The sequence below is a fragment of the Arthrobacter sp. 05N428_2 genome (genome assembly GCF_056397065.1).
The window spans coordinates 183,577-197,540 of sequence record NZ_JBFTMR010000002.1 but is presented as its reverse complement, the minus strand read 5'-3'; the positions used below and the strand labels follow the sequence as shown (position 1 = coordinate 197,540).

General features: G+C 66.4%; 15 protein-coding genes, 1 tRNA gene and 1 other RNA gene. 7 read left to right on the top strand and 10 right to left on the bottom strand.

Annotated features, from left to right (window positions below; translation table 11 throughout):
- Positions 1-134 precede the first annotated feature (134 nt).
- Positions 135-344, bottom strand: coding sequence for a hypothetical protein (locus AC1DGI_RS02630; protein ID WP_441401074.1), 210 nt, complete (start codon positions 342-344; stop codon positions 135-137).
- Between the two features lie 67 nt (positions 345-411).
- Positions 412-1,905, bottom strand: a complete 1,494-nt coding sequence (locus AC1DGI_RS02625; RefSeq protein WP_476897655.1) for a glyceraldehyde-3-phosphate dehydrogenase — start codon at positions 1,903-1,905, stop codon at positions 412-414.
- Between the two features lie 278 nt (positions 1,906-2,183).
- Between AC1DGI_RS02625 and AC1DGI_RS02620 the strand changes: the two genes are divergently transcribed.
- Positions 2,184-2,336: a hypothetical protein gene (locus tag AC1DGI_RS02620; RefSeq protein ID WP_441402520.1), complete on the top strand. Its 153-nt coding sequence runs from the start codon at positions 2,184-2,186 to the stop codon at positions 2,334-2,336.
- Between the two features lie 133 nt (positions 2,337-2,469).
- On the opposite strand, the gene rnpB is transcribed toward AC1DGI_RS02620, so the two are convergent.
- Positions 2,470-2,861: RNase P RNA component class A (rnpB, locus tag AC1DGI_RS02615), an RNA gene on the bottom strand.
- A gap of 110 nt (positions 2,862-2,971) precedes the next feature.
- Between rnpB and AC1DGI_RS02610 the strand changes: the two genes are divergently transcribed.
- Together AC1DGI_RS02610 and AC1DGI_RS02605 are read left to right on the top strand one after the other, a co-directional pair.
- Complete coding sequence (locus AC1DGI_RS02610) at positions 2,972-3,889, top strand: slipin family protein (protein ID WP_476897654.1); 918 nt, start codon at positions 2,972-2,974, stop codon at positions 3,887-3,889.
- A gap of 59 nt (positions 3,890-3,948) precedes the next feature.
- Positions 3,949-4,713, top strand: coding sequence for a YaaA family protein (locus tag AC1DGI_RS02605; RefSeq protein WP_476897653.1), 765 nt, complete (start codon positions 3,949-3,951; stop codon positions 4,711-4,713).
- A 60-nt stretch (positions 4,714-4,773) separates the two neighbouring features.
- On the opposite strand, the gene AC1DGI_RS02600 is transcribed toward AC1DGI_RS02605, so the two are convergent.
- Positions 4,774-5,511, bottom strand: a complete 738-nt coding sequence (locus AC1DGI_RS02600) for a zinc ribbon domain-containing protein (RefSeq protein WP_476897652.1) — start codon at positions 5,509-5,511, stop codon at positions 4,774-4,776.
- A 178-nt stretch (positions 5,512-5,689) separates the two neighbouring features.
- Positions 5,690-6,583 carry a Nif3-like dinuclear metal center hexameric protein gene (locus AC1DGI_RS02595; protein ID WP_476897651.1) on the bottom strand — a complete coding sequence of 298 codons (894 nt, stop codon included), beginning with the start codon at positions 6,581-6,583 and terminating at the stop codon, positions 5,690-5,692.
- A 110-nt stretch (positions 6,584-6,693) separates the two neighbouring features.
- Here AC1DGI_RS02595 and msrA point away from each other — a divergent pair, with 110 nt between their 5' ends.
- From msrA to epsC, 3 genes are all read left to right on the top strand, one after another.
- Entirely contained in the window at positions 6,694-7,218 is a 525-nt protein-coding gene (msrA, locus tag AC1DGI_RS02590; RefSeq protein ID WP_476897650.1) for a peptide-methionine (S)-S-oxide reductase MsrA, read from the top strand.
- A 67-nt stretch (positions 7,219-7,285) separates the two neighbouring features.
- Positions 7,286-8,221: a cysteine synthase A gene (cysK, locus tag AC1DGI_RS02585; protein WP_441402943.1), complete on the top strand. Its 936-nt coding sequence runs from the start codon at positions 7,286-7,288 to the stop codon at positions 8,219-8,221.
- 38 nt (positions 8,222-8,259) lie between these two features.
- Positions 8,260-8,844: a serine O-acetyltransferase EpsC gene (epsC, locus tag AC1DGI_RS02580; protein ID WP_441402944.1), complete on the top strand. Its 585-nt coding sequence runs from the start codon at positions 8,260-8,262 to the stop codon at positions 8,842-8,844.
- Between the two features lie 19 nt (positions 8,845-8,863).
- Here the strand turns inward: epsC and AC1DGI_RS02575 are convergent, their stop codons facing one another.
- Together AC1DGI_RS02575 and gndA are read right to left on the bottom strand one after the other, a co-directional pair.
- Positions 8,864-9,697 (bottom strand): oxidoreductase, encoded by an 834-nt coding sequence (locus AC1DGI_RS02575; RefSeq protein ID WP_476897649.1) that lies wholly within the window; start codon positions 9,695-9,697, stop codon positions 8,864-8,866.
- 130 nt (positions 9,698-9,827) lie between these two features.
- The gene (gene gndA, locus AC1DGI_RS02570; protein ID WP_476897648.1) at positions 9,828-11,264 is read right to left on the bottom strand and encodes an NADP-dependent phosphogluconate dehydrogenase; all 1,437 of its coding nucleotides are present in this window, start codon (positions 11,262-11,264) and stop codon (positions 9,828-9,830) included.
- 227 nt (positions 11,265-11,491) lie between these two features.
- Between gndA and AC1DGI_RS02565 the strand changes: the two genes are divergently transcribed.
- Positions 11,492-12,220, top strand: coding sequence for a FadR/GntR family transcriptional regulator (locus AC1DGI_RS02565; RefSeq protein WP_476897647.1), 729 nt, complete (start codon positions 11,492-11,494; stop codon positions 12,218-12,220).
- Positions 12,221-12,429: 209 nt separating this feature from the next.
- Here the strand turns inward: AC1DGI_RS02565 and AC1DGI_RS02560 are convergent, their stop codons facing one another.
- The 3 genes from AC1DGI_RS02560 to AC1DGI_RS02550 form a co-directional block, all read right to left on the bottom strand.
- Entirely contained in the window at positions 12,430-12,720 is a 291-nt protein-coding gene (locus AC1DGI_RS02560) for a hypothetical protein (protein WP_476897646.1), read from the bottom strand.
- A gap of 129 nt (positions 12,721-12,849) precedes the next feature.
- A tRNA-Val gene (locus AC1DGI_RS02555) sits at positions 12,850-12,925 on the bottom strand.
- A gap of 112 nt (positions 12,926-13,037) precedes the next feature.
- The gene (locus AC1DGI_RS02550) at positions 13,038-13,958 is read right to left on the bottom strand and encodes an NAD-dependent protein deacetylase (protein WP_476897645.1); all 921 of its coding nucleotides are present in this window, start codon (positions 13,956-13,958) and stop codon (positions 13,038-13,040) included.
- Between the last annotated feature and the right edge of the window lie 6 nt (positions 13,959-13,964).

The window sequence follows — 13,964 nt, the reverse complement described above, 5'->3', positions numbered from 1 at the left end:
GATGGGTCTGCAGCACCCTCACAGCCTAGGACGCAGCACCGACGCCGGACCGGATCTCCACAGTGTGCAGGACAGGTCCAGCGCCGGTGCACCAGTCCCAAGGGCTCCCGGGCCGGGAGCTCAGGGCTGCGCGGTCATTGTTCCTTGGTGACCCGGCGGAGGTCCTCCTCGGCGAGGGCCATCAGCCCTTCCAGTTGGCTGACCCGCGCGTCGTCGACCTCGCCGGCCTCGCGCTTGGCGCGGGCGTCGTCAAGGAGGCGCTTGGCTTCCTTGGCGTTCCGCCGTGCCACGTCGAGGGCATGTTCCAGGGTGGTTTCGTGCTCCACAGCCGAGTTCTGTTCCATGGCTCCATTGTGGTGCCCATTCCCGGCCGTTTCCAGAGACCCGGCCGGGAACGTCCTCAAAATGCGGTTATCCGACCTCGACCGGGAGGCCTGCCGCCTCCAACGTTGCTGCGGCATCCTTGGCCGGGAACGACGGCGGGTTCACGCCGGCCATTTCTTCCATGACGCGGACCACCTGGCAGCTGTAGCCGAACTCGTTGTCGTACCAGACGTACAGCACGAGGTTCTTCTCGTTGGAGATCGTGGCCAGGCCGTCGACGATCCCGGCGCGGCGGGAGCCGACGAAGTCGGTGGAGACAACCTCGGGCGAATCGATGTAGTCGACCTGCTTCCGCAGCTCCGAGTGCAGCGACATCTCCCGCAGGTAGTCGTTGACTTCATCCCTGGTGGTGCCGTTTTCCAGGCTCAGGTTCAGGATGGCCAGGGACACGTCCGGGGTGGGCACCCGGATGGAGCTTCCGGTCAGTTTCCCAAGGAGCTCCGGCAGGGCCTTCGCTACTGCCTTTGCGGCACCGGTCTCGGTAATCACCATGTTCAGTGCGGCGGAGCGGCCGCGGCGGTCACCCTTGTGGAAGTTGTCGATCAGGTTCTGGTCGTTGGTGAAGGAGTGCACCGTTTCGACGTGGCCGTGCACGACGCCGTAGCGGTCGTTGATCGCCTTCAGCACCGGGGTGATGGCGTTGGTGGTGCACGACGCCGCGGAGACGATCTTGTCCGAATCGGTGATCGTTGCGTGGTTGATGCCGTGCACGATGTTTTTCAGCTCGCCCTTGCCCGGCGCGGTGAGGAGCACCCGGGAGACGCCCTTGCTCTGCAGGTGCTGGGAGAGGCCGTCGGCGTCGCGCCAGCGGCCGGTGTTGTCGACCACCAGTGCGTCGTGGATGCCGTAGCCGGTGTAGTCGACAGTTGCCGGGTTGTCCGAGTAGATCACCTGGATCTGGACGCCGTTGGCGGTGATGGTGTCGTTCTCGAGGTCCACCTTGATGGTGCCTTCGAAGGAGCCGTGAACCGAGTCGCGGCGCAGCAGGCTGGCGCGCTTGGTCAGGTCGTTGTCGGAGCCGCGGCGCACCACGATCGCACGCAGACGCAGGCCGTGGCCACCGCCGGCCTTTTCGATCAGGAGGCGGGCCAGCAGCCGGCCGATGCGGCCAAAGCCATACAGGACGACGTCGGTGCTGGTGCGGTCGTCGCCGCCGCGCTTGCCGACAACTTCGGCGAGCTCTTCGCGCAGGAATGCGTCCAGGCTGACGCCGTCGCCTTCGGCACGGTACTTCTCGGTCAGGCGGGCGATGTCGATGGCCGCCGCGCCCAGGTCCAGTTTGGTGAGGGCATCCAGCAGGGGTGCGGTCTCTTCGAGCCGCAGCTCTTCCTTGCTCATCCGGCGGGCGAAGCGGTGCGCCTTCAGGATGTTCATCGTGGACTTGTTGATCAGGCTCCGGCCGTGGATGGAAGTCACCACGTTGTTTTCGCGGTACAGCCGGCCGATCACCGGGATCATGGCCTCGGCGAGGGCCTCCCGGCCCATCCACGTATCAAGACAAGAATCTGACGTCTGGCTCACAGAACTACCTTCCTAAAATCCACCGCACACGTCCTCGTGTGCGGAAGTCGGCCGCCGGCGGGTCTCCGGAACCTAGGTGCTGCGGGGATTCGGTCCACCCCGTGCGCCTGCTTGAACCGCAAAGAAAAGCCGCCGGCTGCGAACGCAGACCCGGCGGCAGAACCTCTACGTTCGCTCTCCATTCTAGGGCGGCCCGGCGGCTCCGCCGGGCCTGGCCGGCGTGAAATCACTCACACGCAATCCGGGCCGGTGGTCCCCCCGTCACATAGGATGACCGCATGGGACTCATAGTTGCACTTCTTGTCGTTTGGCTCATCCTGTCGATCCTGGGCTTCGTCGTGAAGGGCCTGCTTTGGCTGGCCATCATCGGCCTGGTCTTGTTTGTCGCGACCGTGGTTTGGGGTTGGGTGAAGCGGAAGGCGAAGGCCTGATCCGACACCCGGTTTTGACTGGAGGGGCTGGCACCACAAGGTGCCGGCCCTTTCGTCTGTCCGGGGGGTGTCCGGCTCAGTGTGTGGGTTCCCATGCGCTGGCCGGGGGCCTCGCGGCCGCCGGCGCGGTGGTGGGATGGGTTGACCGATACGCCGGGTTCTGTGTTCCCGCGCTGTTACCGGCGCGGGAGTAGCGGCCATCCATCTACGGACGCCGTTGCCGACGCCCTCCAGCAGCCTACCCGGACACTCGGGCGAGCAGCCCTCAAACGTGCCCTGTCTGGCCTTGCTCCGGGTGGGGTTTACCTAGCCTTCCCGGTCACCCGGGAAGCTGGTGGTCTCTTACACCGCCGTTTCACCCTTACCTGCTCCCTGGCCGTGCGGACACGGCTCGGGGCAGGCGGTCTATTCTCTGTGGCACTGGCCTGCGGGTTACCCCGAGTGGGCGTTACCCACCACCCTGCCCTGCGGAGCCCGGACGTTCCTCGAGCCACTTGCGTGACGCGCGGCCGCCTGGTCAACCCATCCGTCGTTCATTCTACGGTCTCCCCGACTGTCCCGCCGCAGCGGCGCCATTTGGCCACGCCGGTGGGAGAATTGAAGCAAGTATTCCGCTAGTCGAGGAAGCGATTCGGATGGACGTTACCGCCGTCGTCGTATGGCTGATAATTCTGGTTCTGCTGTTCATCGTGGCCCGGATGTCGATCCGGATTGTGCGCCAGTACGAGCAGGGCGTGCTGTTCAGGCTGGGCCGGGTAATCGGCGTCCGGATGCCGGGTCTGCGCTTGATTGTTCCGGTGATCGACAGGCTCCAGCTGGTCAGCCTGCGGATCGTGACCATGCCGATCCAGTCCCAAGGCATCATCACCCAGGACAACGTCAGCGTGGACATCTCCGCGGTGGCGTACTACCGCGTGATCGATGCCGTGAAGTCCGTCGTGGCGATCGAAAACGTGGCCGCCGCGATCAATCAGATCGCGCAAACCACGCTGCGGAAGGTGGTGGGCCGGCACAGCCTGGACCAGACCCTGTCCGAGACGGAGCACATCAACAGCGACATCCGCGAAATCCTTGACGCCCTTACGCTGGAGTGGGGCGTCGAGGTGACACTCGTGGAGCTCAAGGACATTCAACTGCCGGAGAGCATGAAGCGTGCCATGGCCCGGCAGGCCGAGGCTGAGCGGGAGAAGCGCGCAAAGATCATCGCCGCCGAAGGTGAATCGATCGCGGCCGCGGCGCTGGGCGAAGCCTCCGACACGATGATGGCGCACCCGTTGGCCCTCCAGTTGCGCAACCTGCAGTCCCTCGTCGAAATCGGTGTGGACAAGAACACCACAGTCGTCTTCCCCGCCCCGCTAATGAGCACCATCGGCGAGCTGTCCGCGTTCTTGGCGCGGGAATCCCGTGCGGCCGGGGTAACGTCGCCGACCGTGGCCCCGGCAACGGCTCCGGCGTTTGTCCCCTACGAGGCCTCCGCACCGGCTCCGGTTCCGACCCCGGTCGCGGCCTCCGCAGCGGCTCATGTGGCAGCGGCACCCGCCAAGGTGGCGTGAGCGGATAGACCTCCAACGCCGGTCCGCGGCCATCCCGCCGCCGCCGGTAGGATCGTACGGTGCTGATTCTGCTGCCACCCTCCGAAGGCAAGACCCCCGCCACCGGCGGTGACGCCGTCGAACCGGCGTCACTCAGTTTCCCCGGCCTTAATGGCCACCGCGCCAAGGTCCTCGAGGCGCTCGGCACCGTCAGCGCCCATGAGGATGCGCTCGCCCTGCTCGGCGTCGGCGCCTCCCTGAAGGCCGACGTCGAACGCAACACCCGGCTGCATGCCGAGCCCGCCGCGCCCGCACACCAGGTGTACTCCGGGGTGCTCTACGACGCGCTGGACTACCGGTCGCTGACTTCCGTGCAGCGGAAAAAGGCGGATGCCTCGGTGCTGGTGATTTCCGCGCTCTGGGGTGCCATCCGCTTTGCGGACCGGGTGCCGGCGTACCGGCTGTCGATGGGCACGGCGCTGCCCGACGTCGGACGGCTGGCCTCCTTCTGGAAACCGCAACTGGCGGCAGCCCTCGCCGCGGAAACTGCCGGCGAGCTGCTGGTCGATTGCCGCTCCAGCACCTACGCGGCGGCGTGGGCTCCTCCGCCGGAACAGACGGTGGCCGTGCACGTCTTCACCGAGGTCAACGGGGTCCGCAAGGTGGTGAGCCATTTCGCCAAGCACACCCGCGGGGAGCTCGCCCGGCACCTGTTGGCGCGGCGTGGCAAGTCCCCGGAGACGCCCGCGCAACTGCGGAAGGCCGCGGCCGAGAAGTGGTCCGTGGAACTGGTTGACGGCACGGCCCGGAAGCCGCACGCCCTCAACATCATCCTGCCCAACTAGCTCGCATTAGGTGGCGTTTTCAGGGCTCAAAGCGACAACAAGTGCCAGCCAGTTGGGTGGTTAGGCCCATTCGGCGGAGCGGACCAGGATGCACCCGGAATCGGGGCAAAAGACGATGTCGTCCTCCGCGGCGGCCTTGATTTCAGCGAGGTCGCCGGGGCTCAGCTGCATGCCGGACCCCTCGGAGGTGCCGTGGAAAAGCCGGGCCGCGCCGACGCCCCGCTTGGCGAGGGTCTTCTCGTAGACGGCAAGCATTCCGGCGTCCAGGCCGGCTGCGAACTCGGCCCGGTGGCCGCGCACCACCGTGGCTTCTGCGGCCACTTCGGCCAGCTGCTCATCGAGTTCGGCACGGATGCTGCCGAAGGAACCTTGGATGTCATCAACAATCTGCTGTTGCGTGGCCTGGCGCAGGCGCAGCGAATCCAGCCGCTCCAGAACTTCGAGTTCGACGTCCTCCAGGTCCGAGCGGCGCTTGTTCAGTGACGCGATGTCGCGCTGCAGGGCCACGAGGTCCTTGGAGAGCCCGGTACCGCTGTTGAGCCTGGCCTCGTCGCGTTCGATCCGGGAGGCGACCTGTTCGACGTCGGCCTCGGCGCGTTTGAGTTCGAGTTCGGCGTCGTGCACCGCCACCTTAGCGGCCCCGAGTTCGCCGTTGGCCACTCCGAGGGCGGCTTCCAGGTCGGTGATCCGGGAGTCGCTTTCAAGGCTGCGGCGGCGGTTGGACAGAGACTTGAGTTTGGCATCCAGTCCCTGCAATTCAAGCAACTTCAACTGTTCCGCCGGTGCTGCCTTGGCCACTATTTCCTCCGCGTGTTCACATACCGGCCGGAGCCGGGCACCGTACCGGCGCTCTTTAGACTCTAGCGCCTAGCGTGCTCCCCGGCCTCGCTACGTCCCCACCAGCTCCCAAACCTCGCTGCGCTCGGTATGGGTCCCTCGCCGGTGTGGGCCCGGCGACGGACCTCGCCAACAAGGCTTAACCCGGAGTCAGAATGAAGTCCCACGGATCGCTGTTGGTGTTGCTCACCCGGATTTCGATGTCGTGCCCCTGGTCCGTCAGCACGTTTCCGAGAGCCTCGGCGGCCGCCGGCAGCCACAGCCACTCGCTCGCAAAGTGCGACACGTCGATCAGGTAGGGCCGGTCGTTGACGGCGGCCTCGCGGGCCTCCGACGCCGGATGATGCCGCAGATCCGCGGTCAGGTAGACGTCGGCGTTGCTCGCGCGGACCTCATTGAACAGCGAGTCGCCCGCGCCGCCGCACAGGGCCACCCTTCGCACCAAACCGTCCCGGTCGCCGGAGACCCGCACACCGCCTGCAACTGAGGGCAGGATGCCAAAGACCCGCGCGGCAAAATCCCCCAGTGTCTGGACGTCGGGGAGGTCGCCGACGCGGCCGATGCCCTCCTCGGGAAGGCCGTTTGTGGCGGGAGTCAGGGGCACCACGTCCTGCAGGCCCAGCGCGTCGGCCAACACGTCGGAGACGCCACCGACGGCGGAGTCACCATTGGTATGGACAGTCATCAGGGCGGTTCCGGACTCAATCAGCCGGTGGACGGCCTTGCCCTTGGGGGTATTGGCTGCCACCGAGGTGACGCCCTTGAGCAACAGGGGATGGTGCGTGATCAGCAGCTCCGCGCCCCAGCTGACGGCCTCCTCGATCACCTCGAGCGTGGGATCGACGGCAAACAGGATCCTGCTCACCTCGGCGGACGGATGCCCGGCCACGAGGCCCACCTCATCCCAGTCCTCCGCCAGCGATTCGGGCCAGAGCTCCTCGACGGCCAGCAGGATCATGCCCAGTGTCGCGGCCGAGCCGGGGCCCGCGGCTTCGGCGGGCTGAACTGAAACGTCGGTGTTCTCAGGTTCCATACCCTCATTTTTACCCTATCCGCGGCGCCGGCAGCCCCGGCAGGGCGTTCCGTGAACGCCGGAGTCCCGCGTCCGGGAATGATCCGGGCCGTTCGTCCATTGAACAAGGCATGAGAACTTTCGTGCTCGGCGGGGGCTGCTTCTGGTGCCTCGACGCCGTCTACCAGAAAACCAAGGGTGTCAGCTCGGTGATTTCCGGCTACACCGGAGGCCATGACCGCAACCCCGATTACTACTCCGTCTGCTCCGGAACCACCGGGCACGCCGAGGTTGTGGCCGTGACCTTTGACGAGGAAATCGTTCCGGCCGACATCATCCTGGACATGTTCTTCGCCCTGCACGATCCCACGACGCTGAACCGGCAGGGCTACGACGTCGGCACGCAGTACCGTTCCTCAATGTTCTACGAGACCACCGAGGAAAAGATTCTCTTCGAAGAAGCGATCGAGCGGAACCAGCAGCTGTGGACGCATCCCATCGTCACCGAGGTGAGCCGGCTGCCTCTTTTCCACGTGGCCGAGGATTTCCACCAGGACTACTTCGCGAAGTACCCCGAGCAGGGCTACTGCCAGGTGATTATCAACCCGAAGCTGGCCAAGGCCCGGAAATATTACTCCGCATGGCTTAAGGCTTAGCCAGGGTTCAGAGGCCCTCGTTAGGCTGACCTTAAAATTCCCTCCTCACGGATAGGCATACACACCCATGGCACGGATCTATGACGACGTTACCCAGCTGGTCGGCGGCACCCCGCTGGTCCGCCTCAACCGGCTCAGCGAAGGCCTGGACGCCACGGTGGCGGTCAAGTTGGAGTTCTACAACCCGGCCAACAGCGTCAAGGACCGGATCGGGGTCGCGATCGTCGACGCCGCGGAGAAGTCCGGCGCGCTGAAACCCGGCGGGACCATCGTCGAGGGAACCTCGGGGAACACGGGCATCGCCCTGGCCATGGTCGGCGCGGCCCGCGGCTACAAGGTCATCCTCACCATGCCGGAGACCATGTCCACCGAACGGCGCGTCATGCTCCGCGCCTACGGCGCTGAGATTGTGCTGACGCCCGGTTCCGACGGCATGCGCGGCGCCGTCGAGAAAGCCCAGGAGATCGTCGCCAACACGGAGAACTCGATCTGGGCCCAGCAGTTCGCCAACGAGGCCAACCCCGAGATCCATCGCCGGACCACCGCGGAGGAAATCTGGACCGACACCGACGGCAAGGTGGACATCTTCGTCGCCGGTGTCGGCACCGGCGGGACCGTCACCGGCGTCGGACAGGTACTCAAGGAGCGCAAGCCCGACGTGCAGATCATCGCCGTCGAGCCCAAGGACTCGGCCATCCTCAACGGCGGCAACGCCGGTCCGCACAAGATCCAGGGCCTGGGCGCCAACTTCGTCCCGGAGATCCTGGACACCAGCGTCTACGACGAGGTCCTGGACGCCAGCCTGGAGGATTCGGTGCGTGTGGCCCGCGAACTGGGCATCAAGGAAGGCATCCTGGGCGGCATCTCCTCCGGTGCGATCGTCTGGGCGGCGCTGGAGCTCGCCAAGCGCCCGGAGAACGCCGGTAAGCTGATTGTTGCCGTTGTCTGCGACTTCGGGGAGCGCTACATCTCCACCGTGTTGTACGACGACATCCGCGGCTGAGTCCAGCCCGTTGGCCACGACTTCGTAGAAAGATCTTTGTGAGCTTCTTCGCAAGACTGAGGGAAGACCTCGACGCCGCCCGGTCCCACGACCCGGCGGCGCGGGGCTCTTTCGAAAACGTCCTGGCCTACTCCGGCCTGCACGCGATCTGGGCGCACCGCGTCACGCACCGCTTGTGGCAGAACCCCTCGCTGCGTTTCCCGGCCCGGCTGATCTCCCAGCTGGCCCGGTTCCTGACCGGCATCGAGATCCACCCCGGCGCCACCATCGGCCGGCGTTTCTTCATCGACCACGGCATGGGCGTCGTGATCGGCGAGACCGCCGAGATCGGCGAGGACGTCATGATCTACCACGGCGTCACCCTCGGCGGCCGTTCGCTCGCCAAGGTCAAGCGGCACCCCACCATAGAGGACCGCGTCGTCATCGGCGCCGGCGCCAAGGTCCTGGGCCCCATCACGATCGGCCGGGACAGTGCCATCGGCGCCAACGCCGTCGTGGTCAAGGACGCACCGGCCGAGTCGATCCTGACAGGCGTGCCGGCGACCTGGCGGCACCGCGACGCCCAGCGCGAAACCAAGCCCGCCGTCGATCCGGCCGAATACGAGATCGATTACCACATCTAGCCGCCCCGTGGGCCATTGTCTATCCCGGAAAGCGCTGGTAAATCTTCCAGAGCACGACGTCGAACGCGCGGTCCGGCAGCAGCCGGCGCAGCAGCAGGATCGCCCGCGCACCCTTCCCCACCGGGTAGCGGGTTCTGGGCCGCGGCGAGGTGGCTGCGTGGACGATCGCATCGGCAATCACTGCGGGCTCCGAGGACAGCGCCGAACCGTCGGTGGAGGCCAGCGCTGCAGCCACGACCTTCGCCTGGGCCGCGTACGGTCCCGCGCCCGAGCTGGCCCGCAGCCCCTCGGCGGCGATGGCGCCCCACTCGGACTGGGTGCCCCCCGGTTCAATGATCGACACCCGGATACCGTGCGGCGAAAGCTCCACGCGCAGCGAATCGCTGAGTCCCTCCACGGCGAATTTAGTGGCGTGGTACCAGGCCCCCAGCGGCTCGTACATCTTGCCGCCGATCGAGGAGACGTTGATGATCCTGCCCCTGCCTGCGGCCCGCATGGCCGGAAGCACGAGCTGGGTCATCCGGGCCAGGCCGAAGACGTTGACGTCGAACTGCCGCCGGGCCTCGGCGAGTTCAACCTCTTCGAGCGAGCCGTACGACCCGTAGCCGGCGTTGTTCACCAGCACGTCGATCCGGCCGTGGGCGGCGAGCACTCCCCCGACGGCGGCGTCCATCGAGGCCCCGTCCGTCACGTCCAGCGCCACGATCCGGACGCCGTCGGCCTTCAGCGGTTCCATTTTCTCCACCCGCCGGGCGCCGGCGTACACGGTAAAACCGTGCGCCGCGAGCTTCCGGGCGGCCTCGAAACCTATCCCGGTGGACGCCCCGGTGACAAATGCGACAGGCTGGGGCATGAGCAAGACTCCTTAGGACAGTGCGGCCGGACTGGCAGTGCGGCCGGGAAAACTGTGCGGCCGTAAACAGGAACGGCCGGCGCCCCCAGAGTATCGGGTAGCGCCGGCCGCCGTGCCGGAACGGACCGGACTAGTGCGTGTCCACCGCGGCGATTTCCGACTTGTCCTCGCCCCAGAGGGTGTGGAAAGTGCCTTCGGTGTCATTGCGGCCGTAGGTGTGGGCACCGAACAGGTCGCGCTGGCCCTGGATCAGGGCGGCCGGGAGCCGTTTGCGGCGCAGGCCGTCGTAGTAGGCCAGCGAGGAGGAGAACACCGGGACCGGGATGCCCAGCTGCACCGCGGTGGCCACCACGCGGCGCCAGGCCGGGAGCAACTCGGCGATCGCCTTGGTGAACGCCGGGGCGAACAGCAGGTTGGCCGGCTTCTCTGCCGCGGCGTAGGCCTTGGTGATGTCCTTGAGCAGCTCTGCCCGGATGATGCAGCCGCCGCGCCACAGCGAGGCGATCTCGTCCAGCTTGAGGTCCCAGCCGTACTCCGTGGCCGCGGAACCGAGCATGTCCAGCCCCTGGGCGTAGGAGACCAGCTTGGAGGCGTACAGCGCCTGCCGGACATCCTCGACAAAGGTTTCCGGCACGTCGACGGCGGCCTCGCCGCCGGTGAGCAGTTCCTGCGCCAGCTTGCGCTGCTCCGACTGCGAGGACAGTGCGCGGGCGAAGACCGATTCGGCGATGCCCGACGTCGGGGAGCCCAGTTCGAGGGCGGAGATGACCGTCCAGCGGCCGGTGCCCTTCTGTCCGGCGGCATCCACCACGACGTCGACGAAGGGCTTGCCGGTCTTGGCGTCCACGTGGCCGAGGACCTCGGCGGAGATTTCGATCAGGAAGGAGGCGAGGTCGCCCTTGTTCCACTCGGCAAAGATCTTGGCCTGCTCGGCCGGTTCGATGCCGGCACCGGAGCGCAGCAGGTCGAACGCTTCACCGATGACCTGCATGTCGGCGTATTCGATGCCGTTGTGCACCATCTTGACGAAGTGTCCGGCGCCGTCGGTGCCGATCCAGGCGCAGCAGGGCTGGCCGTCGACGTGGGCCGCGATCTTTTCCAGCAGCGGACCAAGCGCCTGGTAGGACTCCTTGGAGCCGCCGGGCATGATCGAGGGGCCGTTGAGGGCGCCTTCCTCGCCGCCGGAGACACCGATGCCCACGAAGTGCAGGTCCTTCTTCGCGAGGGCGGCTTCGCGGCGGCGGGTGTCCTCGAAGTGCGAGTTGCCGGCGTCGATGATGATGTCGCCCGGCTCCAGCAGCGGCTCGAGCTGTTCGATCACGGAATCCACCGGCTTGCCGGCCTTGACCATGATGAGCACACGGCGCGGCTTCTCCAAGGAGTCGACCAGTTCCTGCAGCGTTTCCGTGCGGATGAAGTCGCCCTCCTGGCCGTGCTTTTCCAGGAGCGCGTCCGTCTTCTCCACGGAGCGGTTGTGGAGGGCAACGGTGAAGCCGTTGCGGGCGAGGTTTCGGGCGAGGTTTGCCCCCATCACGGCAAGGCCGGTGACACCGATGTGTGCTGACATCAAAACTCCAATTCATTCTGTGCAACGAGTGCATTTGGTCCCGCACAGGAGGCGGGACCGTCTTCTTGGGATCAGTGGCTGTCAATAAACCATACGTATTTACGCGGGCGGCTGGAAAGGTGCGCCAGCGAAGCGGAATTCGTCGCGTCACAAACAGTCTATGGTTTTACGTCACAGCCGCGACTGCGCTCGTGGGGATCGGAGGTCGCGCCACTATGCTTACGACTATGTCAACCAGCCTCCATCATCGTGCCATCGAGCACCTGGGAACCCGCATCATCGCCGGTGAGCTACCCGCGGGCCACGTCATGCTGGCCGAACATCTCGAGGACGAGCTAAAGGTCTCCCGCTCGGTGGTGCGCGAAGCCGTGCGCGTGCTTCAGTCCCTGGGGCTGGTCGAGACGATCAAACGCGTCGGCATCCGGGTGCTGCCCGCCAGCCGCTGGAATCCGTTCGACCCGCTCGTGATCCGCTGGCGTCTGGCCGGCGAGGGCCGGGGTGCCCAGCTGCGCTCCCTGGCCGAGCTGCGGACCGCCGTCGAACCGGTGGCGGCGGAGCTGGCGGCCGGCAACGCCCCGGCTGAACTCCGCAGCGAACTGGTGGACATCTCGCACGCCATGCGGAAGGCCGGCGAGGCCGGCGACGTGCCGCGGTTCCTGGAACTGGACATCGCGTTCCATTCGCTGCTGCTGACCGGCTCCGGCAACGAGATGTTCGCCAACATGGTGGGGCAGGTCGCTGAGACTCTCACCGGGCGCACCGTGCACGGTCTGATGCCGGACCACCCTCGGGCTTCGGCACTGCAGTGGCACGTGGACGTGGCTGAGGCGATTGAAGCCGGCGACGGCGCCGCCGCTCGTGATGCCTCGAACAAGATCATGCGCGAAACGATCGCGGAAATGGAACCCAGCTGGAAGGACCAGCCCCGGGTCTTTCTTCCCGTCCAGCACCGGTAAGCGGCGCGAGCGGCGGCCGTCTGCCGGCCGTGCCGCCGCCGCAGTTAGTCCTGACGATGGTGTAATTCAACCGCTTTGCGTTTCACATTTGGACTCATTCACGGTATATTTTTTACAAGCCTTCCACCGCGGCATCCCCCAATAGTCGCGGTGGAAGGCTTTTCCATTGCCCGAAGGCTTTTCCATTGCCCGGAGGCTACAGTCTGCGGCTAGGCGGCGTCCGCCACCGCCTCCCGCAGTCGCCAGCCGCCGCCCAGGCCGTCCCGGATAATTTCCATGGTGGTCAACGCGGATCCGCTGTTCCGGCCCAGTCGCGCCTGAATCTGCCACACCTCGACGTCGACCCGGCTCAGGCCCTTCGGCATCCGGTGCTCGGCCTCCCACCAGCTCACCCGCTCAAACCAGCGCACGGGTTGCGCACCGACAAACCATTCGCGGCCACCGCGGACCACCGCCAGGGGGTGCCCGTCCGGGCCGGTTTTTACTAAGACGTGTTCCATGCCAGCGACGGTACTGATAGGCACCGACATTCTGCGCGCAGCCCAACCCCGGCCAAAAAACGCAGCAAACGGCGCAGCAAAAAACCCCGCCGCAACAGGCCTCTCAGCCTGCCGCAACGGGGTTTTCAGTGGTGGGTCCTACCGGGATCGAACCGATGACATCCACGGTGTAAACGTGGCGCTCTACCAGCTGAGCTAAAGACCCAATTCGTTGTTTCCGCACACTGGCGCGTCAACCAACGAACAATGACTCTACCGGAACCGGCGCGGGAAACGCCAATCGGTGTCGGCCGCCGCACGAGCCTTAGGGAACTGTCTCAGAGGCTTGGGAGTTCCGCCGCGAGCCAGGTCAAGGATTCGCTGACGCCGGCCTCCAGCTTGATGGTGGCCAGGTCATCACCCCGGGTCTGCCCCCGGTTGATGATCACCACCGCCTTTCCCTGCTTGGCCGCGTGGCGGGCGAACCGCAGCCCGCTCATCACGGTCAGGGATGAGCCCGCCACCAGCAACGCCGCGGCGGCGTCCACCATGGCGTAGGAGCGTTCCACGCGGTCTTTCGGAACGTTCTCGCCGAAGTAGACGAAGTCGGGCTTCAGTGTGCCGCCGCAGGCCGGGCAGATCGCGACGACGAAGCCCGCGATCAGGTCCGAGTCCTCCACGGTGGCATCGGCGTCGGGCGCCATTTCCACGACGCCGGCAGCAAGGGCCTCGGCCAGGAAGCCCGGATTGAGTTCCTCCAGCATGCCAGCCAGCAGCGAGCGGCTGTAGCGGCGCTGGCAGCCCAGGCAGACCACCTTGTCGAAGCGACCGTGCAGGTCCACCACGTTGACGCTTCCGGCGTCCTCGTGCAGCCGGTCCACATTCTGCGTGATCAGGCCCGTGAGCAGTCCCCGGCGTTCCAGCCGGGCCGCGGCCGCGTGGCCGGGGTTCGGGTCAGCCCGGCGCAGATGCGACCAGCCGATGTGGTTCCGCGCCCAGTAGCGTCGGCGGTTCTCGGCAGCGCCAATAAATTCCTGGTAGGTCATCGGCGCGCGCGGCGCCGCGCCGGGGCCCCGGTAGTCCGGGATGCCAGAGTCCGTGCTCAGTCCGGCGCCGGTGAGCAGCGCGAAGCGCTCCCCCGCCAGGACGGCGTGAATTTCCTGCAGAACCTCCAGTTCGCTGCGCGCCGGTTCGGCGGCCGCAACTGGAGGCAGGCTGGCGAAGCCGGTCATGCCGACCCCGGGCCGCCGCTGCCTCATTGCCCC